At 61.6% G+C, this 26,849-nt stretch carries 23 protein-coding genes and 1 pseudogene; 11 read left to right on the top strand and 13 right to left on the bottom strand.

Features of this window, described 5'->3' with window-relative positions; genetic code table 11:
- Positions 1-38: 38 nt before the first annotated feature.
- Positions 39-1,571, top strand: coding sequence for an NADH-quinone oxidoreductase subunit M (nuoM, locus tag BLU76_RS10750; protein WP_092222675.1), 1,533 nt, complete (start codon positions 39-41; stop codon positions 1,569-1,571).
- Positions 1,572-1,578: 7 nt separating this feature from the next.
- Positions 1,579-3,042 (top strand): NADH-quinone oxidoreductase subunit NuoN, encoded by a 1,464-nt coding sequence (gene nuoN, locus BLU76_RS10745; RefSeq protein ID WP_092222673.1) that lies wholly within the window; start codon positions 1,579-1,581, stop codon positions 3,040-3,042.
- Between the two features lie 145 nt (positions 3,043-3,187).
- Here nuoN and BLU76_RS10740 read toward each other — a convergent pair whose 3' ends face one another.
- On the bottom strand, positions 3,188-3,748 hold the full coding sequence (locus BLU76_RS10740) for a TetR/AcrR family transcriptional regulator (protein WP_092222671.1): 561 nt from the start codon (positions 3,746-3,748) through the stop codon (positions 3,188-3,190).
- An 81-nt stretch (positions 3,749-3,829) separates the two neighbouring features.
- On the opposite strand from BLU76_RS10740, the gene BLU76_RS10735 reads away from it, so the two are divergent.
- The 4 genes from BLU76_RS10735 (at position 3,830) to BLU76_RS10720 (ending at position 6,933) form a co-directional block, all read left to right on the top strand.
- Positions 3,830-4,519: a DJ-1/PfpI family protein gene (locus tag BLU76_RS10735; RefSeq protein WP_371914734.1), complete on the top strand. Its 690-nt coding sequence runs from the start codon at positions 3,830-3,832 to the stop codon at positions 4,517-4,519.
- A gap of 23 nt (positions 4,520-4,542) precedes the next feature.
- Positions 4,543-5,073, top strand: a complete 531-nt coding sequence (locus tag BLU76_RS10730; RefSeq protein WP_092222669.1) for a DUF2867 domain-containing protein — start codon at positions 4,543-4,545, stop codon at positions 5,071-5,073.
- 75 nt (positions 5,074-5,148) lie between these two features.
- Positions 5,149-6,258 carry an NAD(P)/FAD-dependent oxidoreductase gene (locus BLU76_RS10725; RefSeq protein ID WP_092144458.1) on the top strand — a complete coding sequence of 370 codons (1,110 nt, stop codon included), beginning with the start codon at positions 5,149-5,151 and terminating at the stop codon, positions 6,256-6,258.
- Between the two features lie 198 nt (positions 6,259-6,456).
- Complete coding sequence (locus tag BLU76_RS10720; protein ID WP_063320464.1) at positions 6,457-6,933, top strand: hemerythrin domain-containing protein; 477 nt, start codon at positions 6,457-6,459, stop codon at positions 6,931-6,933.
- Positions 6,934-6,990: 57 nt separating this feature from the next.
- On the opposite strand, the gene BLU76_RS10715 is transcribed toward BLU76_RS10720, so the two are convergent.
- The 7 genes from BLU76_RS10715 to BLU76_RS10685 form a co-directional block, all read right to left on the bottom strand.
- Positions 6,991-7,869 (bottom strand): LysR family transcriptional regulator, encoded by an 879-nt coding sequence (locus BLU76_RS10715; protein ID WP_063320463.1) that lies wholly within the window; start codon positions 7,867-7,869, stop codon positions 6,991-6,993.
- 238 nt (positions 7,870-8,107) lie between these two features.
- Positions 8,108-8,737, bottom strand: coding sequence for an isochorismate family cysteine hydrolase YcaC (gene ycaC / locus BLU76_RS10710; RefSeq protein ID WP_003203400.1), 630 nt, complete (start codon positions 8,735-8,737; stop codon positions 8,108-8,110).
- Positions 8,738-8,795: 58 nt separating this feature from the next.
- Positions 8,796-10,634, bottom strand: coding sequence for an amidohydrolase (locus BLU76_RS10705; RefSeq protein WP_024617381.1), 1,839 nt, complete (start codon positions 10,632-10,634; stop codon positions 8,796-8,798).
- A 167-nt stretch (positions 10,635-10,801) separates the two neighbouring features.
- On the bottom strand, positions 10,802-11,434 hold the full coding sequence (locus BLU76_RS10700; protein WP_092144456.1) for an antibiotic biosynthesis monooxygenase: 633 nt from the start codon (positions 11,432-11,434) through the stop codon (positions 10,802-10,804).
- Positions 11,427-11,840 carry a DoxX family protein gene (locus BLU76_RS10695; protein WP_092144454.1) on the bottom strand — a complete coding sequence of 138 codons (414 nt, stop codon included), beginning with the start codon at positions 11,838-11,840 and terminating at the stop codon, positions 11,427-11,429. Before BLU76_RS10695 ends, BLU76_RS10700 begins: the two co-directional genes overlap by 8 nt.
- Complete coding sequence (locus tag BLU76_RS10690; RefSeq protein ID WP_063320460.1) at positions 11,837-12,784, bottom strand: LysR family transcriptional regulator; 948 nt, start codon at positions 12,782-12,784, stop codon at positions 11,837-11,839. Before BLU76_RS10690 ends, BLU76_RS10695 begins: the two co-directional genes overlap by 4 nt.
- Positions 12,785-12,930: 146 nt before the next feature.
- Positions 12,931-13,752 (bottom strand): alpha/beta fold hydrolase, encoded by an 822-nt coding sequence (locus tag BLU76_RS10685; RefSeq protein ID WP_092222667.1) that lies wholly within the window; start codon positions 13,750-13,752, stop codon positions 12,931-12,933.
- A gap of 360 nt (positions 13,753-14,112) precedes the next feature.
- On the opposite strand from BLU76_RS10685, the gene BLU76_RS10680 reads away from it, so the two are divergent.
- Positions 14,113-16,902, top strand: coding sequence for an ATP-binding protein (locus tag BLU76_RS10680; RefSeq protein WP_092222665.1), 2,790 nt, complete (start codon positions 14,113-14,115; stop codon positions 16,900-16,902).
- On the opposite strand, the gene BLU76_RS10675 is transcribed toward BLU76_RS10680, so the two are convergent.
- Both BLU76_RS10675 and BLU76_RS10670 read right to left on the bottom strand, forming a co-directional pair.
- On the bottom strand, positions 16,864-18,351 hold the full coding sequence (locus BLU76_RS10675) for an ATP-binding protein (protein ID WP_092144447.1): 1,488 nt from the start codon (positions 18,349-18,351) through the stop codon (positions 16,864-16,866). The two genes, BLU76_RS10680 and BLU76_RS10675, sit on opposite strands and share 39 nt — an antisense overlap.
- Before the next feature lie 184 nt (positions 18,352-18,535).
- Positions 18,536-19,486 (bottom strand): GlxA family transcriptional regulator, encoded by a 951-nt coding sequence (locus tag BLU76_RS10670; RefSeq protein ID WP_092144445.1) that lies wholly within the window; start codon positions 19,484-19,486, stop codon positions 18,536-18,538.
- 247 nt (positions 19,487-19,733) lie between these two features.
- Here BLU76_RS10670 and BLU76_RS10665 point away from each other — a divergent pair, with 247 nt between their 5' ends.
- The gene (locus BLU76_RS10665) at positions 19,734-20,456 is read left to right on the top strand and encodes a pirin family protein (protein WP_092222663.1); all 723 of its coding nucleotides are present in this window, start codon (positions 19,734-19,736) and stop codon (positions 20,454-20,456) included.
- A 384-nt stretch (positions 20,457-20,840) separates the two neighbouring features.
- Positions 20,841-21,254 (top strand): hypothetical protein, encoded by a 414-nt coding sequence (locus tag BLU76_RS10660; RefSeq protein ID WP_092222660.1) that lies wholly within the window; start codon positions 20,841-20,843, stop codon positions 21,252-21,254.
- Between the two features lie 119 nt (positions 21,255-21,373).
- Here BLU76_RS10660 and BLU76_RS10655 read toward each other — a convergent pair whose 3' ends face one another.
- Positions 21,374-22,417, bottom strand: coding sequence for a GlxA family transcriptional regulator (locus BLU76_RS10655; RefSeq protein ID WP_063320453.1), 1,044 nt, complete (start codon positions 22,415-22,417; stop codon positions 21,374-21,376).
- Between the two features lie 293 nt (positions 22,418-22,710).
- Here BLU76_RS10655 and BLU76_RS32285 point away from each other — a divergent pair.
- Together BLU76_RS32285 and BLU76_RS32280 are read left to right on the top strand one after the other, a co-directional pair.
- Positions 22,711-23,793: pseudogene (locus BLU76_RS32285) on the top strand (cache domain-containing protein); the annotation flags it as partial.
- Between the two features lie 6 nt (positions 23,794-23,799).
- The gene (locus tag BLU76_RS32280) at positions 23,800-24,654 is read left to right on the top strand and encodes a methyl-accepting chemotaxis protein (RefSeq protein WP_371856946.1); all 855 of its coding nucleotides are present in this window, start codon (positions 23,800-23,802) and stop codon (positions 24,652-24,654) included.
- Positions 24,655-24,690: 36 nt separating this feature from the next.
- On the opposite strand, the gene BLU76_RS10645 is transcribed toward BLU76_RS32280, so the two are convergent.
- Together BLU76_RS10645 and BLU76_RS10640 are read right to left on the bottom strand one after the other, a co-directional pair.
- On the bottom strand, positions 24,691-25,473 hold the full coding sequence (locus tag BLU76_RS10645) for a phosphate/phosphite/phosphonate ABC transporter substrate-binding protein (protein ID WP_092144437.1): 783 nt from the start codon (positions 25,471-25,473) through the stop codon (positions 24,691-24,693).
- Between the two features lie 35 nt (positions 25,474-25,508).
- Positions 25,509-26,837: an LLM class flavin-dependent oxidoreductase gene (locus BLU76_RS10640; protein ID WP_092144435.1), complete on the bottom strand. Its 1,329-nt coding sequence runs from the start codon at positions 26,835-26,837 to the stop codon at positions 25,509-25,511.
- Positions 26,838-26,849 lie beyond the last annotated feature (12 nt).

Raw genomic sequence — 26,849 nt, 5'->3', positions numbered from 1 at the left:
ATGAACCTTGCGAACTTGCGAAAGGAAACGAGCCCGTCATGATTCTGCCCTGGCTAATCCTGATCCCCTTCATCGGCGGCCTGCTGTGCTGGATCGCGGAGCGCTCCAGCTCCACGCTCCCGCGCTGGATTGCGCTGCTGACCATGTCCCTGGAACTCGCGCTCGGCCTCTGGCTGTGGGCGACCGGCGACTATTCATTTGCTCCGGCCCCTGGCGCCGATCCGACCTGGGCGCTTGAATTCAAGCACATCTGGATCGAACGCTTCGGCATCAGCGTGCACCTGGCCCTCGACGGCCTGTCGCTGCTGATGATCCTGCTGACCGGCCTGCTGGGTATCCTCTCGGTACTCTGCTCCTGGAAAGAGATCCAGCGTCACGTCGGTTTCTTCCACCTGAACCTGATGTGGATCCTGGGCGGCGTCATCGGCGTGTTCCTGGCGCTGGACCTGTTCATGTTCTTCTTCTTCTGGGAAATGATGCTGGTGCCGATGTACTTCCTCATCGCGCTCTGGGGTCACAGTTCTTCGGACGGCAAGAAAACCCGGATCTACGCGGCGACCAAGTTCTTCATCTTCACCCAGGCTTCCGGCCTGATCATGTTGGTGGCGATCCTTGGCCTGGTACTGGTCAACTTCAACAACACCGGTGTGACTACCTTCAATTACGCCGACCTGTTGAAAGTGCAGATGTCCAAGACCACCGAGTACGTGCTGATGCTCGGCTTCTTCATCGCCTTCGCGGTGAAGCTGCCGGTGGTGCCGTTCCACTCCTGGCTGCCGGACGCCCACGCCCAGGCGCCGACCGCCGGTTCCGTGGACCTGGCCGGTATCTTGCTCAAGACCGCGGCCTATGGCCTGCTGCGTTTTGCCCTGCCGCTGTTCCCCAATGCCTCGGCGGAGTTCGCGCCGATCGCCATGACCCTGGGCCTGATCGGGATTTTCTACGGTGCGTTCCTGGCGTTCGCCCAGACCGACATCAAGCGCCTGATCGCGTTCTCCAGCGTTTCGCACATGGGCTTCGTGCTGATCGGGATCTACTCCGGCAGCCAGCTTGCCCTGCAAGGCGCGGTGATCCAGATGCTGGCTCACGGCCTGTCGGCGGCGGCGCTGTTTATCCTCAGCGGCCAGTTGTACGAGCGCCTGCATACCCGGGACATGCGTGAGATGGGCGGCATCTGGTCGCGCATCGCCTACCTGCCGGCCATCAGCCTGTTCTTCGCGGCCGCGTCCCTGGGCTTGCCGGGCACGGGTAACTTCGTTGGCGAGTTCCTGATCCTGATCGGCTCGTTCGTCAGTTCGCCATGGATCACCGCCATTGCGACTTCCGGCCTGGTGTTCGGTTCGGTCTACTCGCTGATCATGATCCACCGCGCCTACTTCGGCCCGTCCAAGTCGGACGAAGTGCTGCGCGGCATGGACGGTCGCGAACTGATCATGGTGCTCGGCCTTGCGGTGCTGCTGGTTTACCTCGGCGTTTCCCCGCAACCGTTCCTCGACACCTCTGCCGCCACGATGCATGGCGTGCAGCAGTGGCTCGGCACCGCCTTCTCTCAACTCGCTTCGGCCCGGTAAGAGCGCTATGGAATTCACGATTCAACACTTTATCGCGCTTGCGCCGCTGTTGATCACCAGCGCCACGATCATCGTGGTGATGCTGGCGATCGCCTGGCGGCGCAATCACTCACAGACCTTCCTGCTGTCGGTGGCGGGGCTGAACCTGGCCTTGCTGTCGATCTTGCCGGCCCTGAAAGTCGCGCCCCTGGCGGTCACCCCGCTGATGCAGATCGACAGCTTCGCCTGCCTGTACATGGCGCTGATCCTGGTCGCCACCCTGGCCTGCGTTACCCTCGCCCACGCCTACCTCGGCGATGGCGGTTCGGGTTACCCGGGCAACCGCGAAGAACTGTACCTGCTGATCCTGATGGCCGCCGCCGGTGGCCTGGTCCTGGTCAGCGCGCAGCACCTGGCCAGCCTGTTCATCGGCCTGGAACTGCTGTCGGTACCGGTCTACGGCCTGGTGGCCTACGCCTTCTTCAACAAGCGCTCCCTGGAAGCCGGCATCAAGTACATGGTGCTGTCGGCGGCCGGTTCCGCGTTCCTGTTGTTCGGCATGGCCCTGCTCTATGCCGAAGCCGGCACCCTGAGCTTCGTCGGCATCGGCCAGGCCCTGGCGGCCACCGGCCTGCCTAGCCCGATCGCGCAACTGGGCCTGGGCATGATGCTGATCGGCCTGGCGTTCAAGCTGTCGCTGGTGCCCTTCCACCTCTGGACCCCGGACGTTTACGAAGGCGCCCCGGCGCCAGTGGCGGCGTTCCTGGCCACCGCATCGAAAGTGGCGGTGTTCGCGGTGATGGTGCGTCTGTTCCAGATCTCGCCAGTGGCCAGCAGCGGTGTGCTGAGCAACGTGCTGACCCTCATCGCCATCGCGTCGATCCTGTTCGGTAACCTGTTGGCGCTGACCCAGAGCAACCTCAAGCGTCTGCTGGGTTACTCGTCCATTGCCCACTTCGGCTACCTGCTGATCGCCCTGATCGCCAGCAAAGGCCTGGCCGTGGAAGCCATCGGCGTGTACCTGGTCACCTACGTGATCACCAGCCTCGGCGCCTTCGGCGTGATCACCCTGATGTCCTCGCCGTACAATGGCCGCGACGCCGACGCCCTGTACGAGTACCGCGGCCTGTTCTGGCGCCGTCCGTACCTGACCGCCGTGCTGACCGTGATGATGCTGTCCCTGGCCGGCATCCCGCTGACCGCCGGCTTCATCGGCAAGTTCTACATCATCGCCACCGGCGTCGAGGCTCACCAATGGTGGCTGGTCGGCTCCCTGGTGCTGGGCAGTGCCATCGGTGTGTTCTACTACCTGCGCGTCATGGTCACCCTGTACCTGATGGAACCGAACCTGCGTCGCCACGACGCCGAGCTGCACTGGGAACAGAAGGCAGGCGGCGTGATGCTGCTGGCCATCGCCGTATTGGCGTTCTTCCTCGGCGTGTACCCGCAGCCGTTGTTGACCCTGGTTCAGCAGGCTGGCTTGACGGGCTGATCGCCTAGCGGTAGCTCGTAGAAAACAGAAACGGCACCTTTGGGGTGCCGTTTTTTTTTGCGCAAGGGAAACACCCTTTAGTGCCGCAGGCCAGTGGCATGGGCGCTAGCACTGGAATGCTATTTATTCAGTTGCCCGATTTAGCTCATGACCCAGCCCGCCACGGTGGAAGCGCCCTTTCGAAAAGTGAAAAGGCGCCATGCAGGAAACGGTTGAAGCGAGCGGCATCACGCCGCAGTCCTGCCTGTTGACCACCAATCAGGCACAGATGGGCCATCTGACCTATCACTTCTGCTTCGCCTGGCATATGGACCAAGCGGCGGCACGTCCGTATCGCGAAGTCCAGTCTTCTTGTGTCAACACGCTGCTGAAACTCGCCTACCAACGGATCGTGCAGCGACCAGGCGCGGATGGAAACTTCCCGCCCCGGTTGTTTCTCAGCGGCAATACTCAAATAGCGTTTCAGGATTTCACCCGCGCTACTGCCCTGCCCCGCATAAGCGAGCATGCGCTCTGTGTAGTCTTCTTCCCAAGCGGCCAGCAAGGTGCGGACAAAATCTTCGCGATTGCGGAAATGGTGATAGAACGATCCGCGGGTCACATTCAATCGGCGCGATAGACTCTCGGCCGAAACGCCGGTATGCCCTATTTGGTCGAGGGCCTCAAAACCAGCCGCGATCCAATGGTTACGAGTTAGCTTTCTCACCGATCATTTCGCTCCTTATTTAGCACCATACAGACTGTGTAGGGTGCGTAACCGATCAGTACGCTGCGAACACCCGCAAAGATGGCCGTTGCGTTTTGCACGCCAGCACTTTTCATGGAGCTCGCCTTGAAGAAAATCGTTCTGGTCGCTTTCGACCAATTCACTGACATCGACCTATTCCTGATGTGGGACATCTTAGGCCGCAACACTGAGGACTGGCACGTCCGAATATTGGGTTCCAGCGCTATCGTGCGATCGGCGCACGGCCTGCCTGTCTCGGTACACGGTCCGCTTTCCGAGGCCAACAGTGCTGACGCGGTATTGTTCGTCAGCGGCAAGGAAGGGATACCCGCTGCACTTGCCGCCCCGGATTTCCTGCCGTCGTTTGAACTTGACGCCAGACGCCAGCGAATCGGCTCCATATGCGCCGGAGCGTTCATTCTCGAACGGCTTGGGCTGCTCAGCGGCCCAGCCACTACACACCCGGATGCACGATCGAGCCTGCAAGCGCTGGGACTTGAGTCCATGGATCAACCGCTTGTATGCCAGGGAAACGTTGCAACCGCTGGCGGATGCCTTTCGGCGCTCTATCTGGTGGGATGGTTGGTTGAATCCTGGTTCGATGCCGACAAACGCCGTGCGACGTTGCTCCCTGTTCTACCGGCTGGGCAGCAAGCGCTCTATGATGCCTTGATCGGGCTCAGTATCCGACAAGGAGAAGTGGGCGCCGCCCAACAAGAACCGCGACATGGCCTGTCGCCGAATTGGTAGTTAGAACTCAGGAGAGATCCCCGATGCCCCGAGAATTTGAGCTCATCACGGCCGTGCCAGTCCCCTCGAGGTCCGGCATCACCCACCTTTACACGTCGATGAACCTGGCGGACGCTTTTGCGATTCGGCTACCTGCGGGCACATCCAGCAATCCAGATTTGCTGGCTCGATTCATCTTTTCCCACCAGCCATCCTGGATCGGATGGCTCCTGAAAGTCCGAGACACTGTCGTTGCCGGTTTTGGTCTCAAGACAGCCAGACACTTGGCAACCCTTGCTAATCGGGTTGGTATCTTCAAGGTCTACAGCACGAACCAGACTGAAATCGTATTGGGCGAGGACGACAAGCACCTCGACTTCCGGATATCGATCCTGTGTTCTGCAGAGGCAGAGCCAGAAGGCCGTCGCCAACTGGTTCTTTCAACCGTGGTCCAGTGCCACAACCGTCTGGGCCGGGCCTACATCTTCGTTATTGCCCCCTTTCACCGCATGGTCGTTAAAGCCAGCCTCCTGCGTGCAGCGCGTGTCGGTTGGCCTCAGGCGACCTGCCCCTAAGGTTGAGAGCGTGAGCGATCAAATCAAACCTGCGCTATGAAAGGCTAACTTGCAGGCCCGGAAGGAGAGACAAGGTTGAACGTCGATTTTGAATGCGTCGTCGTGGGCGCTGGCGTCGTTGGGCTCGCCGTGGCGCGAGAGATGGCGCGTGCCGGGCATGAAGTGCTGCTGATCGAAGCCACCGAAGCCATCGGCATGGGCATCAGCTCGCGCAACTCCGAAGTCATCCATGCGGGCATCTATTATCCGCCGGGCAGTCTCAAGGCGCAGCTATGCGTCGAAGGCCGGCACCGGTTGTACACCTATTGTGAAAGCCATGGCGTCGCCACCCGCCGGCTCGGCAAGCTGATCGTTGCCACGGATCAGGCACAGGTGGGCGGACTCGAAACATTGCTTGAGCGGGGCTTGAAGAACGGCGTGGACGACCTGCGCCTGCTCGACCAAGAACAGGCGCAGGCACTGGAACCGGCCCTGGCCTGTGTCGCCGCGCTGTATTCGCCTTCCACCGGTATCGTCGATTCCCACGCTCTGATGCTCGCCTTGCAGGGTGACGCCGAAGCGGCTGGGGCGAACATTGCTTTCCATACGCCTTTACTGGGCGCTCGCATCATCACTGGGGGCTTCATCCTGGAATTGAGCGGCACGGCGCAGATGACCTTGTCCTGTCGCCTGCTGATCAACGCCGCGGGCCTCCAGGCACCTGCTCTCGCCCGCCGCATCGAAGGCCTGGAGATGCAATCGGTGCCCGAAGACTTTTTGTGCAAGGGCAACTACTTCAGCCTCGCCGGGCGAGCACCGTTCCGGCACTTGGTCTATCCCGCCCCGGAAGCCGCCGGCCTGGGCATCCACATGACGTTGGACCTGGCCGGCCAGGCGCGTTTCGGCCCGGACACCGAATGGGTCGACTGCGAGGACTACCGAGTGGATCCGGCCCGGGCCGAAGCGTTTTACCCGGCGATCCGCAATTATTGGCCGGGCCTGCCGGACCAGAGCCTGCAACCGGCGTACAGCGGCATCCGCCCGAAGATTTCCGCCCCCGGCGAGCCGGCCCACGACTTTGTCATCAGCAGCGAGGCCGAACACCGGGTGCCTGGGTTGATCAACCTGCTCGGCATCGAGTCGCCTGGGCTGACGTCCTGCCTGGCAATCGCCAGTCGGGTCCGACAGCGGATCGAAAATGTCTAGCCACCCGCGCAAAGTGCAACGCATTTTGCAGCCCGCTCATGCAGCTTGCACGACGCCGGAAATTATTTTCGTTCCAACTTATTGTTTTTAAAGAGTTTTTAAATCGATCTTCGGCTGGCACAGCTGATGCAATTCAGCTCTTACGCGGCGTAGGCGCTCGAAGCCTGCCCGCTTCCGTGTATTGCCGAGGAGCTACCTATGAATGCCATCGATCTGTTGAAAGCCGACCACGAACGCGTCAAAGCCATCCTGACTCAACTGAGCGAGTCGACTGAACGCGCCGTGAAAAAACGCACCGACCTGTTGGCGAAACTGGAAATGGAAATTTCCATCCACACCCGCCTGGAAGAAGAAATTCTTTATCCGGCTTTCAAGCAGGCCGGTGGCAAGGACGAGGCTGAAATGTATTACGAGGCCAAGGAAGAACACCGTACCGTCGACTCGCTGGTGCTGCCGGACCTCAAAGCCACCGATCCAACCCAGCCGGAATTCGCCGGTCGGGTGAAAGTGGTCAAGGAACTGCTCGAGCATCACATCGAGGAAGAAGAAAAGGAGATGTTCCCCCACGCGAAAAAATTGTTGGGCAAGGCAAAACTCGATGCCTTGGGTGCAGACATGGAAGCCATGAAAGCGCAGTACAAAAAAGAACTGAGCAGCGCCAACCTCGCCGCCTGATCAGAGCGCGGTAGATGCCTTCAGCCGTCATGTGACGGCTGAATGCACTGCGGCGCTTTATTGCATTTGTTCACGCAAGAATTCCACCAACGCCTGCACCGGACGTGCACTTTGCCGATGCTGGGGATACACCGCCGACAGCGCCAACGGTTCGGTCTCGAAGCCTTCCAGGACCTTGATCAGCCGCCCATCCTTCAAGGCATCGCCGAGGATGAAAGCGGGCAGATAGGTGATGCCCATGCCGGCGATGGCCGCGTCCCTGAGCAAGTCCCCGTTATTGGCGCGCATGCGTCCCGTGACCTCCAGGGTCAGCGGTTTGCCGGCCCCCACGAAACGCCACTGCACCTGACGGCTGTGACCATAGGGCAAGCAGTCGTGATTGCGCAGGTCTTCAGGCCGCGCGGGTGTGCCTTTTTGCGCCAGGTAGGCGGGGCTGGCGCAGTACACCCGCTCGATAGTCGCGATGCGCCGGGCAATCAGCGTCGAATCCTCCAGCACGCCGATGCGCAGCGCCAGGTCATAACCCTCCCCCAGCAGATCCACCGAGCGGTCGCTCAGGTCCACCTCGACGCTGACGCCCGGATAGCGCTGCAGAAACAGCGGCAGCAGGCTGCCCAGGTGCGCCATGGCGAAGGACAACGGTGCGCTGAGCCGAATGGTGCCGCGGGGCTCGCTGGTCTGGCCGCTGATGCCCTGCTCCACCTGTTCGAGCTCATTGAGCAGACGCAGCGCCGCTTCGTGATAGCGCTGGCCCAGGGGCGTGACATCCAGCCGCCGGGTCGAGCGATTGAGCAGGCGCACGCCCAGGCGCTGTTCCAGTTCCATCAGCTTGCGGCTGACGAACTGCTTGGACAGCCCCAGTTTTTCCGCCGCTGCGGTGAAACTGCCCGACTCCATGACCTGGGCAAAGATGCGCATTTCTTCGAAGGGGTTCATTTCTTTCCAAGTAGACGGAAGGTGTCAGCCGAACACAGAACTGTGGCGAGGGGATTTATCCCCGCTGGGCTGCGCAGCAGACCCGGTAATGAATCATGGGCACATTCTGCCACAACTGGTTGGCTGACTTTGGGGCCGCTGCGCAGCCCAGCGGGGATAAATCCCCTCGCCACAAGGTTAATTGCCAGACAAAAAGATGCCCGCACATTGGCGGGCATCCGTTCAGCAAGAAAGCAGCTTACTTGGCCGTCAACGCCGAGTAGCTGTTCATCAGGTTGCGGTAGTTCGGAATGCGCTGGGACAGGAGGTTGCCCAGGCCTTCGATGTCGTTGCGCCAATCGCGGTGCAGCTCACAGGCCACCGAGAACCAGTTCATCATCTGCGCGCCGGCAGCGGTCATGCGTACCCAGGCGGCCTGTTGCACGGTTTCGTTGAACGTACCCGAAGCGTCGGTGACGACGAACACGTCGAAACCTTCAGCCAGCGCCGACAGGGTCGGGAACGCCACGCAGACATCGGTGACCACGCCAGCGATGATCAGTTGCTTGCGGCCGGTGGCCTTGATCGCCTTGACGAAGTCTTCGTTGTCCCAGGCATTGATCTGGCCTGGACGCGGGATGTACGGCGCATCCGGGAACATCTCCTTGAGTTCCGGCACGATCGGGCCGTTAGGGCCTTTTTCAAAGCTGGTGGTGAGGATGGTGGGCAGTTCGAAGAACTTCGCCAGGTCGGCCAAGGCCAGCACGTTGTTCTTGAACTCGTTGGGCGAGAAGTCCTGGACCAGGGAAATCAGGCCGGTCTGGTGATCGACCAGCAGGACGACCGCGTCGTCTTTGTTCAGACGGTTGTAGGCGGGAACGTTGCTCATGGGATGACTCCTTTGGGATGGATGTTACAAAACCTGGTGGGAGATCTGTGTGGATCAGTTAAAAGGCAAAGCAGGAACAGCCAAACGCGCCCCAGAAGCCTTGGAAATCGCTGACCGGGACGTTCGACAACCGCGCCCGTTCATGGCTGTGGGCATGCACCGTGCACGGGCCGCTGCACTGGTGGACCTGAGCCTGCAACGGTGAGGTCGGGCGCCAGTGGCCCGGGACCTTGACCACCGGCGACCAGTCCGGCAGCACCGGGACGCTGGCCGGCCCGAGCTTTTCGAAGTCGCCGGCGGCGTACACCACCTTGCCGTCGACCACGGTCAGTACCGACTCGATCCACTTGATGGCTTCTTCCTCGACGCTGAAGAAATCCGCGCTCAGGGCCGCCAGGTCCGCCAGTTGGCCGACCTTGATCTGGCCTTTCTTGCCCTGCTCCGACGAGAACCAGGCGCTGCCATGGGTGAACAGTTCCAACGCGGTCAGGCGCGGCAAGCCCTCTTCGTGCAACGAAAGGCCGCCGACCGTGCGCCCGCTGACCATCCAGTACAGCGAGGTCCAGGGGTTGTAACTGGAAACGCGAGTGGCGTCGGTGCCGGCGCCCACCGGCACGCCTTCGGCGAGCATGCGCTTGATCGGCGGCGTGGCTTCGGCGGCCTTGGCGCCGTAGCGGTCGACAAAGTATTCACCCTGGAAGGCCATGCGATCCTGGATCGCAATGCCGCCGCCCAACGCCCGTACGCGCTCGATGTTCTTCGGCGTGATGGTTTCGGCGTGGTCGAAGAACCACGGCAAGCCATTGAACGGGATGTCACGGTTGACCTTCTCGAACACGTCGAGCATGCGGCTGATGGATTCGTCATAGGTGGCGTGCAGGCGGAACGGCCAGCGCTGTTCCACCAGGTGGCGGACCACCGGTTCCAGGTCCTGCTCCATGCCGGGCGGCAGGTCCGGACGCGGCTCGAGGAAGTCCTCGAAATCCGCCGCCGAGAACACCAGCATTTCACCGGCGCCGTTGTGCCGCAGGAAATCATCGCCCTGGTGCAACTTGACGCTGCCGGTCCAGTTCTTGAAATCGCTGAGTTCTTCCTTGGGCTTCTGGGTGAACAGGTTGTAGGCGATGCGCACCGTCAACTGCTGCTCGCGGGCCAACTGCTCGATCACCGCATAGTCGTCCGGGTAGTTCTGGAAGCCGCCGCCAGCATCGATGGCACTGGTCAGGCCCAGGCGATTGAGTTCACGCATGAATTGGCGCGTGGAGTTGACCTGGTACTCCAGCGGTAGCTTCGGCCCTTTCGCCAGCGTCGAATAAAGGATCATCGCGTTGGGCCGCGCCACCAGCATGCCGGTGGGTTCGCCCTTGCTGTCACGCACGATCTCGCCACCCGGCGGGTTCGGCGTGTCACGGGTGTAGCCGGCCACCCGCAGCGCGGCGCGGTTGAGCAAGGCACGGTCATACAGGTGCAGCACGAACACCGGCGTGTCGGGAGCGGCCTGGTTCAGTTCTTCCAGGGTCGGCATGCGTTTTTCGGCGAACTGGAATTCGTTCCAGCCGCCGACCACGCGCACCCACTGTGGCGTTGGCGTGCGGTCGGCCTGGTCCTTGAGCATGCGCAAGGCATCGGCCAGGGATGGCACGCCCTCCCAGCGCAGCTCCAGGTTGTAGTTCAGGCCGCCACGGATCAAGTGCAGGTGCGAGTCGTTGAGCCCGGGGATGACGGTGCGGCCCTTGAGGTCGATGACCTGGGTGCCGCTGCCTCGCAAGGCCATGGCCTCGGCATCGGTGCCCACCGCGACGAAGCGGCCCTGGCTAATGGCGACTGCGCTGGCCCGAGGCTTCTCGCGGTCGACGGTATGGAATTGACCGTTGAATAGAATCAGATCGGCGTTCATCGGATTTCCTTTGACGATGGATGTGCGGACACATCAAGAGTGAATACGGTCCGTGTGTGGCGAGGGAACTTGCTCCCGCTCGGGCGCGTAGCGGCCGCTCTTTTTGGGCCGCTTCGCAGCCCAGCGGGAGCAAGCTCCCTCGCCACAACGGTGCTTGTCATAACCGCTCAGCGCTGCTCGGGCTCCAGGTGCTCATGGGCCTGCGGTTCCAGCCAAGGGGCGAACACACGGGTCGCCAGCGGCATGCAGACGTAGCAGACCGAGAGCACGATGGTCAGGGTGATCAAAAACGTGGCAACCACGTAGTTCGACAGAAAGGCGTTGAGTTGCAGCACCGGGCCCCAGAGCAAAGGCACCAGCAGCGTGTGGGGCAGGATCACCAGCAGCGTCACCACGGCCTGCTTCCAGCGCGGCGGTGGCGTGGCGGCATCGGCCAGCGGAGCGAACCAGAATTCCTTGTGCGAGGCGACTTCAGTCTGGTCGCCATCGGCCAACAGCGGCGCGGCCTCTTCCACCAGCTCGCGGCGCTCGGGCGAATCCAGCCAGCGTTGCATGGCTTCGGTGGAGCAGAAACGCAGCACGCAGGTGAACAGCGACAACCCACCCAGTTTGCCGCGCACCACGTCCACGCCCAGGTGGCCCGGCCATTGACCGGCCACGCGCACGATGCGGCGTAACCAGGCCTCGTACGCCACGTCCTGGCCAGCCTTGATCCGGTGCTTGACCACCAGGGTCACGATTTCATCGAAGCCGGGTTTGGCCGGGCTCCCAGGAGAGTCGATGGTTTGAGATTCAGACATGGCGAAGCACTCCTACAAAACGCGTATTGATTGCCAGGCGCCCGGGCCCGGCGATGAACACGCTGGTAAATATGATCAGCAGCAGCCAGCCGAACTGCCCCTCTTCCAGGCTCCACTGCGGGTGCACCACCAGCAGCGCCACCGCCAGGAGAAACAGGATCGGCAGGCACGCCAGACGCACCAGCACACCGGCCATGATCAGCAGCGGACACAGCACCTCGGCGAAAATCGCCAGGATCAGGGTCGGTGCTGCGCCCAAGTGAAACGGGTCTTCGATGCGGGTCAGTTCGACGCTGTAGTGCAACAGCTTCGGCAACCCATGGACCCACAGCAAAAACAACGCGCCACTCAGGCGCAGGAACAACAAGCCCAGATCCTGCAGCGGGCGCTCATCGGTCATGTTCATCGGTGGGCTCCATCCGCGGCGATCGAGGCCGCCGCTGGCAGCGGTTGGGACATGTGGCTGGCAATGCGCGAACGTAGCCAGCGCTCGGCCGGGTCGTTGTCATGCACCCCGCTCCAGACCATCGACAGCTCGGCGGCATTGATCTCGAACGGAGGGTCCTCGGCGCGCAGCGCACAGCCTTCCACCAGCGCGCAGGCGGCATAGTCGGGCACGGTGGCGATCAGCTCGGTGCCGGCCAGCAAGGCCCGTAGCCCGCTGAATTGCGGCACCGCCAGCACCACTTTGCGGGTCCGGCCGATGCGGGCCAGGTCCAGGTCGATGTTGCCGCTCAGGTCGCCCGAGAACGAGACCATGGCGTGGGGCCGTGAACAGTATTCATCCAGGGTCAAAGGCCCCGGGCGCTTGTCGCCACGCAAGACCTTGCAAGGGATGTCCCGCAGTTTCTTGCGCTTGGCATTGGCCGGCAGATCGGTGGTGTAGCTGACACCGACGCTGATTTCACCGCTGGCCAGCAGCGACGACATCAGCAGGAAATTGGCCCGGCGCACCACCACGATGATCCCCGGCGCTTCTTCGCGCAGTTGGCTCAGCAACGGTGGAAACAGGCCGAATTCGGCATCGTCGGACAGACCGATACGGAACACGTCGCAACTGGTGGACGGGTCGAAGGCCTTGGCCCGGCTGACCGCGCCAGAGATGGTGTCCATGGCCGGTTGCAGCTCTTGCAGGATCGCCAGGGCCCGCGGGGTCGGTTCCATGCCGCGCCCGTGGCGGATCAGCAACGGATCATCGAACAGATCCCGCAGCCGCCCCAGCGCCGCGCTCACCGCCGGCTGGCCCATGAACAGCTTTTCGGCGACGCGGGTCAGGTTTTTCTCGAACATCAGCGCCTCGAAGATCACCAGCAGGTTCATGTCGAGGCGGCGTAAATCGTTGCGGTTCATGGGTGTTGGTCCTGTCGAATACCGATCCTGTGGGAGCGAGCTTGCTCGCGATAGCCGGGTGTCAGTCGGCGGCGATGTTGACTGTTGCGCCGCCATCGTCGGAACGCCGCCCGGAGCAAGCTCGCTCCCACAGGTGTGTGGCTTGATCAGCCCTGGATGAACGCCAGCAGGTCGGCGTTCAACCGGTCCTTGTGGGTATCGGTCAGGCCATGGGGCGCGCCCGGGTACACCAGCAACTGTGAGTTCTTCAGCAATTTGGCGGCGGCGATGCCAGCCGTTTCGATGGGGACCACCTGATCGTCATCGCCGTGGACTACCAGGGTCGGCACGTCGATGTTGCGCAGGTCTTCGGAAAGATCGGTCTCCGAGAACGCCTTGATGCAGTCATAGGTGTTCTTGTGGCCGGCGAGCATGCCCTGCATCCAGAACCAGTCGATCATGCCTTGGGAGACTTTGGCGCCCGGACGGTTGGCACCGAAAAACGCGCTGGCCACATCTTTGTATAGCTGAGAACGGTCAGCCAGGGAGGCCTGGCGGAAACCGTCGAACACCTCCACAGGCAGACCGCCGGGGTTGTCCGGGGTCTTGAGCATCAGCGGCGTCACCGCCGAAATCAGGCCGAGCTTGGCGACACGGGCAGCCCCATGGCGACCGATGTAGCGCGCCACTTCGCCACCGCCGGTGGAGAAGCCGAGCAACACCGCGTCCTTCAAGTCCAGCCGCTCGATCAGCTCGGCCAGGTCATCGGCGTAGGTGTCCATGTCGTTGCCGTCCCAGGGCTGGCTGGAACGCCCGTGCCCACGGCGGTCATGGGCGATCACCCGATAGCCATTGGACGCCAGGAACATCATCTGCGCTTCCCAACTGTCCGAGTTCAACGGCCAGCCGTGGCTGAAGACCACCGGTTGACCACTGCCCCAGTCCTTGTAGTAAATCTCGGTGCCGTCGCGGGTAATGAAGGTGCTCATGACGTGACTCCTTGAGGTGGGTGGATCGCTTTATGGTCCGGCCATGGGAGGCATCTGCGTGAGTTAAACGTTGTTAATTTTTTCGGAACTGAAGTGTTAAAAACCCTCGCTGTTGTGGCGAGGGAGCTTGCTCCCGCTGGACTGCGCAGCAGTCCTAGAACTGTCACCTCGGCGTGTCAGATTGATTGGGGGTGAGGCCTTTGGGGCCGCTTCGCGGCCCAGCGGGAGCAAGCTCCCTCGCCACGGGGTTCTGTGTCTGGCAGACAGGCTGTGGGAAGCCCGCGCCGTTGCGCTTGACGCAAAACCTGAGGAATATGCTCGGGTAAAGCCCAGGCACCGGACCAGAACATTGAGAGCAACATGAGCCAATACCTCAGCCTGCCCGTCGAACAGACGGTGCACTTCGGCCCTTACCGGGTCCATCCTCGCCAGCGCCTGGTGCTCGAGGGTGGGCAACCGTTGCGCCTGGGCAGGCGGGCCGTGGAGATTCTGCTGGTGCTGCTCGAGCACGCTGGCGAGGTGGTGAGCAAGCAGCAACTGATCGCCCGGGTCTGGCCCAGGAGCGTGGTGGAAGATACCAACCTGCGCGTGCACGTCGCGGCACTGCGCAAGGCCCTCGGGGATGGCCAGGCCGGGCAGCGCTACATCGTCACCGTGGCGCAGCGCGGCTACAGTTTTGTCGCGCCGCTGTCATTCGAACCGCTCGACCAATGGGCGCACATCCCTCATCCGTCGTTGACGCGCAACCTGCCGCTGCAGCGCACCCGCATGATCGGGCGCCAGGCCCTGGTGGAAAACCTGGTAGCCCAGCTACCGCGAAAACGCTTCATTACCCTGGTCGGTACCGGCGGCATCGGCAAGACCACCGTTGCCCTGCGGGTCGCTGAACGGCTGATCGGCCAGTACCGTGACGGCACTCATCTGCTGGACCTGGCATCGCTCAACGAAGCGGCCATGATCGCCCCCAACCTGTGCGCATTGCTCGACCTGCCTCTGCAGGACGGTGATCCGCTGGACGCCATCGCCCGGCAGCTCAAGGAGCGACATCTGCTGCTGGTCATCGACAACTGCGAGCACCTGATCGACGCCGTCGCCCTGCTCGCCGAAACCCTGCTGCGCGGCGCTCCTCACCTGCACATCCTGGCCACCAGCCGCGAAGACCTGCGCGCCGAAGGCGAACACGTGCAGCGCCTGGATGCCCTGGCGTTCCCGCCCCGGGAAATGCCCATCGAGGGCTATCCCGCCCTGGAATACCCGGCGCTGCAACTGTTTGCCGAGCGCGCGCTGGCCAGCCGTGATGACTTCGAACTGAGCGACCGCGAGGTGCCGTTGATAGTCGACATCTGCCAGCGGCTGGACGGGATTCCCCTGGCCATCGAGCTGGCCGCCGGACAACTCGGCCGCTTCAGCCTCGAAGCACTGCACCGGCAATTGCAAGACAGCGTCGCCCTGCTCCACAACGACACCGGCGCCGCCCCACGCCAACAGACCCTGCGCGCCACGCTGGACTGGAGCTTCGCGCTGCTCACGGCCTGCGAGCAGACCTGCCTGCGGCGGCTGGCGGTGTTCATGGGCAGTTTCAACCTGGCCTCGGCCGCCGCAGTGATCGTCGGCCAGCATGTCGCGCCCGATCAGGTGCTGGTGTCGGTCAGCCAGTTGGTCGCCAAATCGTTGCTCAATGTAGAGATCGGCGATGAAGAGGTGCGCTATCGCCTGCTGGACACCACCCGCCGTTATGCCTTGGAAAAACTGGCCGAAGCCGGGGAATTGGCGGCCAGCCAGGAACGCCATGCCGAGCGCTGCCTGGCGCTCATGGGACAAGCGGAAAGCGATTGGGAAAACACCCCCACCCGACTGTGGATCACCCGCTACGCCGACTATCGCGACGACATCCGCGCGGCGCTCGACCGAGGCTTGGGCCCGCAAGGTTCACACGCCGTCGCGATCCGCCTGACTGCCCGTACCCTGCCCCTCTGGCAGGAGCTGTCGCTGCTCAAGGAACACGGCCTCTACGTCAACAAAGCGCTGCAATTATTGCGGGCCAGCCCCGCGCCATGCCCGCGCTTGACCCTGGCCCTGGAACTGGCCCACGCCAGTTTCAACTACCACACCGAGGGCGGTACGCCGGCCACTGTCCGCGCCTTCGCCACGGCCCGGCAGCTGGCCCGGCAATGCCAGGAACTGGCCGGCGAACTGAGGGCCGTGTCCGGGCAAATGACCGTCGACCTCAGTTGCGGCGACTACCAACAGGCCCTGGCACACAGCCGGGATTTCGACCGGTTGGGCTTGCAGGGCGACCCGACCCTGTCCTTGAGCACTCAACGCCTGCGGGTGCTGGCGCTGCATTTCACCGGCGACCAGGGCGCGGCGCGGCGCGAAGCCGAACAGGTGATCCAGCGCCTGGCCCAAAGCGGTCACCTCAGCCGCTTCAGCCACGGCTTCGGCGTGCAATACGATCAGAGCGTGGCCGCGCTGACGGTTCTGGCGCGCATCCTCTGGCTGCAAGGTTTTGCCGAAAAAGCCCGGCGCACAGCCAACCTGGCGCTGCAAATCGCCTTGCAGATCAACCACGGCATTTCGATCTGCTACACCTTGGCGCTGACCGGTTGCGTGATCGCCCACTACACCGGCGATCATTCGATTGCCCGGGAAAGGCTCGACCTGTTGAAGCAACAGGCCAAGAAACATTCGGTGATGCTGTTCCACGACTGGGCCTGCCATTACGACCGCGCATTCGATGGCCAGCCCCTGGCAACACGCCCGACAAACGGCTTGATCCAGGACATCGCCGTCACCCTGCGTAGCGACTTCGTCAGCCCGGCGCAAATCGAACGGGCGCGCAGTGGCGCCGCGGGTTGGTGTTCGGCGGAGATCCTGCGGGCCGATGCCGAGACCTTGCTGGCCCGGAACGAGCCGTCTCTTGAAGAAGCAGCCGAAGCGCAACTGCTGGCCGCCCTGGGCATCGCCCGTCGTCACCAGGCCCTGGCCTGGGAACTGCGCAGCGCCACGTCCCTGGCCCGTTTGTGGCAGCGCCAAGGGCAGGCGCATGCTGCGCAGGCGCTGCTCGACCCCGTCTATCGACGCTTCACCGAAGGTTTCGAGACCCCCGACCTATTGGAAGCCGGCGCGCTGCTCCAGGCGCTGACTTGACGGTTGGGGTCTTGAATGCCGGACTCCCCAAGCGCCTTGCAACACGTAACGCCGATGAAACACAGGCCACTGGCCACTGCGTCGCAATTTGTCCATGGCATAGGCGCGAGTGGTGTGGAGCAGATGGAAGCGCCCCCCTTCGGCAAGCGGCTCGACCATCAGCAGTGACGCGCCCACCAGCCGCGACAGCAGCGAGGGTAATTGCCCGACACTCAGCTCAGCGCAACTGATCACGGCCAGCGCCGCCTTGAGCGTAAACGGCCCCTCGAACACCGCCAGACGCTGGAATGCGGTTTTTTCGTCAGTGCTCAAACGCTCGAAACTCGAGTCCAACACCGCCTCCAGGCTGCGGTGCCGGGCCACCGCAGTACGCCGCCCGACGCTCAAGAGGGATAAACCGTGATCCAGTTGTTCCAGGACCCCTGCCACTCCCAAGGCATCGACCTGGGCCGCCGCCAATTCCAACGCCAGCGGCAATCCGTCCAGGCGCTGGCAGATCTGCGCAAGCGTCCGCCAGTCGCGACCACCCGGCCTGAAGCCCTGCTGCCGGGCGCCGACCCGCTCGATCAGCAACTGCACCGCCGGGCATGCCTCGATCTGATGCTCCGGTTCCAGGGGCGACGCCACGGCCAGGCCCGGCAGTGACACAATTCTTTCGTCGGGCAAGTCCAAGGGTGCGCGACTGCTGACCAGCAACGACACCCCGGGCGCCGCAGCCACTGCCTGGACCAGCTCCCGACAAGCATCGAGCAGGTGCTCGCAACCGTCGAGCACCAGCAACATCCGATAGGGTTCGAGAGAGCGGGCCAACGCCCCCTGCTCCACGCCCAGCACACCGGCCACTTGCGCCACCACTTGCGAGGGGTCGCTGACGTCCGCCAGGTCAACGAACCAGGCACCGTCCTTAAAGTGTTCGAGCAGCAGTTCCGCCACCCGCACCACCACGGTGGTCTTGCCGACCCCGCCGGGGCCGGTCACGGTGGTCACGGCTTGACGGGGCACTTGCGCCAGTAACCGCCCCAGGACTTTGTCGCGACCCACCACCGGGTTCAAGCGCCTGGGCAGGTTGTGTCGCTCGGTTTGTGGACTGAAAGGCGACTCAACGCGCGCTTGCGCTACCAGGGGCAGCGCAAGGCAATAGCCTTGTCGAGGATGATTGAGGATATAGCGAGCGCCGCCGCGCCCATCACCGAAGGCCCGCCGCAGCGCCGCAATGTGCACCCGCAGGTTGATGGCCTCCACGACGCTGTCCGGCCAGACGTGGGCGATGAGTGTTTGCTTGCTGACGTACTGGCCGGCGTGCTCCACCAGCACCTGCAGGACATCCAGGGCACGGCCGCCCAGTGCGAGGGGCTGGCCGTCACGGGTGACCAGCCGCTGCTGCCGGTAGAAGACAAACGGACCGAAGCCCACCGCCGGCTCGCTATAAGGTTTGACGAAACTATTCATGGGCGATCCAGCGCCGGATAACCGGTGCGAGCGTCCGTGTGCGGATTCACCGGACACGTCTGCCCTGGCTCCTGCGCATCCTTTCCAAAGGGTTCGCCGTTATCTTGGCAGGCGCAGGCCTCAGGACAATGCTGGCACAGGGAGCGCCACGGACATCACAGTGCCCTGGACGGACACCGATGGCTCAACTGAACTGCTGGCGATACTGCACCGGGGTCAGGCCGAGCTTTTCACCGAACAAAAAACGCATGTGCCGCACGCTGCCGAAGCCACTGCGAAACGCCACGGTCTTGAGTGGCAGGTCGGTGGTTTCCAGCAACTGACGCGCCCGGTCAATGCGCGCGCCTTGCAGGAACTCCATGGGTGTCATCTTCACCTCACGGGCGAAGACCCGGGCGAAATGCCGCGCACTCATGGCAGCCAACGCGGCCATGCGCTCGATGGTGAAGGGTTCTTCCAGATGTTCCATCACATGATTCTGCACGCGGGTAATGGCCGATTCCTGCGTCGACACCGCCGCCACCGAGGGGCTGAACTGCGCCTGTCCGCCCTGGCGTTTCATCACTACCAGCAGCACCTTGGCCACATCCAACGCGACTTTGCGACCGTGATCCTGAGCGACGATGGACAAGGCCAGGTCGATTCCGGCGGTGACACCGCCGGAGGTGATCAGGCGGCGGTCCTGCAGGAAGATCTTGTCGGTTTCCACCAGGGCCTTGGGGAAACGTTGGATCAGGCGTTCGGTGTAATGCCAGTGGGTGGTGACGCGATAACCGTCGAGCAAGCCCGCCTCACCGAGCACAAAGGCACCGGTGCAGATGGAGCCGTAGCGCGTGGCCCGTTGCGCCGCGGCCCGCAACCAGGTGTGCAGCCCCGGATGCTGGTCGTTATAGGCCCCCGGCCCGCCCGGTACCAGCAACACGTCATAGGCCGCCCATGCCTGGTCGATATGGATATCGGCCTGCACCGACACGCCGTTGGACGCCCGCAACGGCCCGCGCTCGGTTCCCAGGGTCAGCAATTGATAACGCTGATCCGCTGCGAGGTAACGATTGGCGATGGAAAACACCTCCAGAGGCCCGGCCATGTCGAGCAGCAAAAAATCCGGGAACAGCACCATTGCAACGGTTTTCATTTAAAAAGACGCCAAAAAAATCCAGAAACTATAAATGCCCCCTGTGGGAGCAAGCTCGCTCCCACAGGGTCTCTCGTCAGCATTATGTCGAAGCGAAGCACCCGCCGGTAGGCATTCTCGATTGTCCACCAGTAACGGACAGTCTTTCGTTTTCCACCCGCTTATTGAATATTTGGATAACCATTAACCTTCTTCTGAACCCGGCGAACGGCCCAGTCGTCGCCCACAGACATCAGGAGAATTGACCATGCTGACCCTTCGCAAAGCTTCGGACCGCGGCATTGCCCGCCACGGCTGGCTGACCTCGTTCCACACCTTCTCGTTCGCCAGCTACCGTGACCTCAACGAACAAGGCTTCTCCGACCTGCTGGTCATCAACGATGACCGGGTCGCCGCCGCCAAGGGTTTCGGCCAGCATCCCCACCGGGACATGGAGATCTTTTCCTACGTGCTTGAAGGGGCCCTGGAACACAAGGACACCCTGGGCACAGGCTCGGTCATCCGCCCCGGTGACGTGCAGTTGATGAGCGCCGGCAGCGGCGTGGCCCACAGCGAGTTCAACCACAGTGCGGACGAGCCGGTGCACTTCCTGCAGATCTGGATCGTGCCCAACGTCAGTGGCGTCACGCCACGCTATCAACAGGAGCATTTCAGCAACGAGCAGAAACGCGGTCGCCTGCAATTGATCATCTCCCCGGACGGCACCGACGGCTCGCTCCAGGTGCGCCAGGATGCACGGGTCTACGCCGGGCTGTTCGATGGTGAGCAAAGCGCCACCCTGACCTTGGCGCCGGAACGCTATGCCTACGTGCACGTGGCACGAGGCGCTGTCGAGCTCAATGGCCTACCACTGCAGGAAGGTGATGGCGTGCGGGTGCGCGAGGAGCAAATCCTGACCTTGAGCAACGGCAAGGATGCCGAAGTGCTGGTGTTCGATCTGCGGCCTCAGGAACTGCCACAGATGCCCTGAAGCAACCCCATGAACCCTTGTGGGAGCGAGCCAGCTCCCACAAGGGTTATCTTGCGCATAACGCTAAGAAAGATTCGAAAGTCCTGAATCCATGATCAATGACGTATTTCAGGCGAAAAACATCTAAAAAAAGTCAGGCGACCTGAATAATCCAGGCTTTGATAATGGAGGGGTCGCGCAGTAGGAAAGATGCACCGGGCCGCCTCGGAATGTGTTCGTCTGTTGCCACGAGCCAGGCTGACCTATAAAGTTCCCAAAATAGTTTTGTTTCTGACCAATGGTCACTGCATGCTTCCAACACAAATTGACCCCATGCGCGCACCAAGGCAAAATAATTTCACTTTGCCATCAATTCTCCTGACTTGCTTATTCACGGAAGAAAGCATGAAAACCGTTATATCCCTCGCGTTACTCTCTATTGCGTGCAGTGCGGCTGCGGACGTCCAGAACATCAAGTACCTCTACGATGATTCGGATGCCGTGTACTCCATCGTTTCGTTTGTCGACAGCGGTTCAGCCATCCAGGCCACCGTACAAAGATCGGGCACTTACTTCACCAACTACACGAAGCTTGAACTCGACTGCGCCAACCGCAATGTTCGACACATGGGGATGTACAACAGTCTTTCAGGGGTGGAAAAAGCTCAGTTCGACCAGATGGAAGGGCGAATCATCGATGGCTCGATAGCCGACGAAGTCGGAAAAGTACTGTGCAAAGACACCTCCTTGACCGCTTCGAAAGCCGCGCCACAAACTGAAGACCTGCCCACCGAAACACAAACAGACGATAACACCTGACTTGCGTTCGTCGCGCAGGAACTGTGTGGGAGTAAAGCTTGCCCCCACATAGCTCCCGCGCTACGGCGCGGCAACGCCCTCGCCCCCCTGAAAACTCATCTCTGATCTGCTTGCGCCCTTCATCGCACGGTTTGTTTGCGCTCCGATTTCGAGCGATAGCTGCCAGGCGGCACACCAAAAAAATCCCGGAAACGACGCTGGAAGTGCGGGGAGCTGACGAAGCCCGTCGCCACGGCGATTTCGGTCACGGATCGATTGGTTTGCTGGATGAGCTGGCGGGCACGCGTCAAGCGCAGTTCCAGGTAATAGCGCGTGGGCGTCGCACCGAGAAAACTGCAGAACCGCCGCTCCAACTGCCGCTTGGAAATCTTGACGCACGCCGCCAGCTCATCGATGGTCAACGGCTCTTCTACGTTTTGCCACATCAGTTCCAGGGCCAGCTTGAGGCTTTCCGGCAACGTCGGGTCGGTTTCGACGAAGACCGGAGGCAAGTCCGTCGCATCATCGCCAGACTCGTCACAACGAAGAATTTCCTCGATGGCGCCCACGAGCGCCGCCCCGCCCGTCTGGCGAATCAATTGGAGCATCATGCGCAGCGAACTGTTGGCACCCGCGCAACTGACCCGCTCCCGATCAACGACATAGGCCCGGCTGGACACCTTCACATGGGGAAACACCTCGGCCATCATGGCGCGGCTTTCCGGGTGGACAGCGCATTCGAAACCGTCCAGCAGATTGGCATCGGCCACAAAGAAGACGCCGTTCCACAGTCCTCCCAGTATCGTCCCAGACGCCGCGTTGGCACGCAGCTTGCGCCGCAGCAAGGGATGGCCTTGCAACTTCACGCGAAAGCCCCCGGCGACAATCAGCACGTCCTGGTTTTCCGGCATCTGCGCCAGTTCGATGTCGGTCGAGATGACAATGCCCAGGTCGCTTGTGACTTGCCCACCTGAAACCCCCACCGTCAGCACTTCATAGAGGGGCATGTCGCTCATCAGATTGGCGGTCACCAGCGCGTCCACCGCACCGGTGAAGGACATCATCGAGAAATTATCCATCAATACAAACGCGACGCGGATCGGCACCTGGCTGGCGGGCGCTGATCCGAGCGGTCGATAAGCCATGTTCTTGTTTTTGAGTACGCTCTCGAATGCGCTTGGCATAGGGCCTCGTTAATACATCAAAGACGATGATGATTGGCTGCACGTGGGGGCCTTGAGCCGCAGGGCGAAGGCGCAGAGCAAACCACGCTATCTTCCAGGCTAGTCAAGCCGGCTGCAATCGCGCCTGCGCCGTCCACCGGTCGGTCCGCGCCATAATGGAAAGCCTCAAGTGCCTAGGACTTTGGTCGATACACTGTCAGTAGGCATGGGCGCTTTTCCCTTCCAGAGACTCGCAACGCCAAGCACTGCTGTTTCCGCCGCTCCAACACTTAAAATATTCCGCGGGAGAAGTCATGAATATCAAACAGAAGCTGACATGGGCGTTCGCGACCATCGCCTGCCTCCCGGTTATCCTGGTGGCGGTGCTTGTCGTGCTGAACCTGCGCGACGCCGCAAAAGCCAACTTCCTGGACAGCAGTGGTCGTGAGATTCGCCAGATCGACAACGGCATGAAGCAGTTTTTCGATGGCATCAGCCAGAACGTCGAGTTCTTTGCCAAGGATCCGCGCATCGTCGCCGCCAAAGACCTGAAAAACTATTCCGGCGCCGACGCCGCGCAGACTCCCCTGCCGGAAAACAACAAGCAGCTTTTGGAGATCTTCGACAGATTCGCCAAGAGCCATCCAACCACCGCCTATCTTTCCGTGGGGTTGGCCGATGGCGGCTACGCCAGTTGGCCTGACGATCCCAAGATCTCCAACTACGACCCACGCGTGCGTCCATGGTACAAGGCGGCCGTCGCCTCGCCCGGCAACACCGTGCGTACTGACGCCTACTACTGGGCGCCGGACGACGTGTCACTGATCGGGATCGTACACACGATTGCCGACGCCAGCGGCAAGCTGGTGGGCGTTGTGGGCCTGGACGTGTCGCTCAAGCAACTGACCGAACTGGTCAAGAACATCAAGCTGGGTGAAAGCGGCTACCTGATGCTGGTCGAAGCCAACGGCAACGTCCTGGTGGACGCTGCCGATGCCAAGCACAACTTCAAACCGCTGGCCGACCTTGGGCCCAACTATGCCGAGCTGGCCAAAAGCAGCGATGGCGTGACCCAGATCGAAATCGACGGCGTGCCCTACATGGCCAACGTGGTCAGCTCCAAAGGGTTGGGCTGGCGCTTCATCGGCCTGATCAAACGCGATGAAGTGATGGCCGGGGCTTCGAGACTGACTTGGCTGATCGCCGCCATTGCCGCCGTACTGGCCGTGGTGTTCGCTTTGGTGGGCGCCAGTTTCGCCAGCGTCATCGTGCGGCCGATTCGCGGCGTAGCCAATGGCCTGCAGGAAATCGCCGAAGGTGAAGGCGACCTCACCCGCAAGCTCACCGTACAAGGCAAGGACGAAACAGCCACCCTGGCGGGCTGGTTCAACCAGTTCCTGGGCATGATCGCGCAACTGATGCAGCGCATCGGCAGCGCCTCTTCCGACCTGCAAACCGCCGCAGCCGATACCAGCCACGTGGCCCAGAACATGAACGACGCTGCCGGGCGCCAGCGCCAGGCCGTGGAACTGGTGAGCACCGCGTTCAACGAAATGGTCGCCACCGCCAACGAAGTGGCCCGCTCTTGCAGCCAGGCCGCCTCCAGTGCGGACGAAGGCTATCGCGATGTACACGATGGCCAGCATCACATCGGCGAAGCCACCGGCAGCGTGATGAAACTGAGCGACGACCTGCAAAAGTCGACCCAGACCATGCAGGCGCTGGAACAAGACAGCAAGAACATCAACACCATCCTCGACACCATTCGCTCGATCGCCGAACAGACCAACCTGTTGGCCCTCAACGCCGCCATCGAAGCCGCGCGGGCCGGCGATCAAGGTCGCGGGTTTGCCGTAGTGGCTGACGAAGTCCGAGCGCTGGCACGGCGTACCGCCGACTCCACCGGCGAGATCGACAGCCTGCTGGGTAACCTTGCTCGTCGCACCCAGGAAGTCACCCAGCAGATGCAAAGCAGCCTGCAGGTGTCGCAAACCAGCGTGGAACGCATCCAACAGGCACGCGACAGTTTCGACAAGATCCGCAACTCGGTGGACTCGATTCGCGACCAGAACACCCAGATCGCCACGGCGGCAGAGGAACAGCACCAGGTGGCCGAAGACATCAACCGGCACATCGCGCAGATCCATGCCGATGCCCAGTTGGTCGAGGAATTCGCCCACTCGGCGCAGACCGGCTCGGGGCGCCTGACGGATATTTCCGGGCAGCTCAAGGGCTTGGTGGGGCGCTTCAGGTTCTAGCTTGTTTGAGATGGCGAGCCAGGGACGGCTCGCCGCTCAGGATGATACAAACGAAAAACCGCGATTGGCCGCACTGCACTCATACTCCAGAAGACACTCATAGTCAGCCTCACTGGCCGGCAGCACTTCCCTGATCGCCAGGTCACGGGAAATCTCAGGAAGCTGGCTCAGGGCTTCGTTCATTGCGCGCCTGATAGAGTCCGCTTGCGTCGCCGTTCTACGAATCGACGTTATGTAGGGCAGGCAGGGACTGCGCACACTTCGCGCCAGGATCCTGAGGCCTTCGATCTCGTCACTGTTGTCTCTCGCCAGATAGTCGTAGGTGACACTGTCGATGGAAGCCAAATCGCCCTCGCCCTTTTTCAGTCTGCGCATGCTCTCCCTGTGGGATCCGGTGAAGGTGAGTTTCGAGAAAAAACCACCGTCGCTGATCCCCGCCAACGTGTGACGCAATAAATTCATTCCAGAGTTGGAATCCCGGGCGTTGATCAGTCCATGGCTGCCCTGCAAAGCCGCCAGATCAGTGACGGCCGAATCAGCTCTACAAAGCAGCAAACTGCAGTGGTCACCCCCCGAGCCATGAGCAAGCTCATAGCTCGGACGCCCAATCAGCCTCACCTTTCCCCGCAATGACGTGACCAATGGATAGCCGCAGGTCTGGGATAACAACAGATCGGGGGAAAGCCAATGGGACACGGGATCGACGATCTGCTTTCGCTCATGGCGCTCACCCAGAATCTCCAGAATGCGCTGGAGCCAGGCGTCCTGTGCCTGTAAAACCCTGGAGGGGGCGAGGTACATGGATAGATCGCTGGTCATATGAAATCCATTCAGAGGATGGTGACTGACGCTGATCACAGCAGGAAGCGGTTGGCAGGCGTCTTCAAACCCAAGCGATCCCTTAGGGTCCCGGGTTCGTATTCCTGGCGGAACACCCCTCTGGCTTGCAGCAGGGGCACCACGCCACGGGTGAATGTTTCGAAGTCCGTGGGCAAAAACGGAAACATGAGGTTGTAGCCATCGACGGCATTCGACTCGTATAACGCTGAAAGCTTCTCGGCAATATGCTCCGCCGTTCCGATCAGCAGCCAGGTACTGGAACTCTTGACCAACCGACGCCCTATTTCACGGATGGACAAGGTCGTGTCGTACTTCTTGAGCAAGGCCAGCTCGGTTCGAATGCCATCGAACTCAGACTCATCCGGCAAGGCGGGTAGCGGGCTGTCCGGCGATAGGCCTGTCAGATCAAGACGGGTGTAGCTGGAGACCAGATCAATCGCCACGGCATCGATAATGAGGCTGTCCTCCAGTTGCCGACGTCGCTCCTCCTCAGTCTCATCCTCCAGAACCACCGGAAGCACACCGGTAATGATTTTCAGATCACTGGAATGCCGGCCCTTCAACTCGAGTCGGCGATTCAAATCGGCCCTGTACGCCAGCCCCTCTTCGACCGTATCGATGAAACAGAAATGCACGTCCGCATGGGCGGCGGCCAGATCCTTGCCCGCGTCAGAAGACCCCGCCTGGGCAAGGACCGGGTGTCCTTGCGGTGGACGCGGCACGTTCAGCGGCCCACGCACGTTGAAATGTGCTCCTTCGTGATGGATCGGGTGAATCTTGGACGGGTCGGCAAAATCGCCGCTGTCCTTGTCAAACTCAAGGGCCCCCTCCTCCCAGGAGTCCCAAAGCTGCTTGACGACATGAATGAACTCCTCGGCCCGCCGATAACGATCGCCGTGCTTCGTCACGCCTGACAATCCGAAATTCGAAGCCTCTTCTTCCAACCAGGACGTCACGATATTCCAGCTGGCTCGCCCTGCGCTGAGGTAGTCCAGCGAAGCAAAATATCGCGCGAGGTTGAAGGGCTCGTTATAGGACGTTGAAGCGGTGCCCATGAGCCCGATGTGTTCGGTGACAGCCGCCAATGCGGACAAGAGCGTAATCGGTTCAAGGCGGGCGTTGGCATAATGCCTCAACCCACTGGCAACGGAGTCCCAGACCGCGACGTGGTCCGCGACAAACACCGCATCGAACTTCGCTGCCTCGGCCGCCTGCACCAGTTTCACGTAGTAACCCAGCGTCAATATTTCCTTGGTCGGTGATAGCGGGTGGCGCCAGGAAAAACGATGATCCCCTTGGGGATTAAAAAAGAACAAATTCAAAATCATGCTTTTATTGGACATAACGCCTCCGCG

This window comes from Pseudomonas sp. NFACC08-1, assembly GCF_900106735.1.
In the GTDB taxonomy this organism is placed as follows: domain Bacteria; phylum Pseudomonadota; class Gammaproteobacteria; order Pseudomonadales; family Pseudomonadaceae; genus Aquipseudomonas; species Aquipseudomonas fluorescens_Q.
This window is presented reverse-complemented; position numbering and strand designations above follow the sequence as displayed.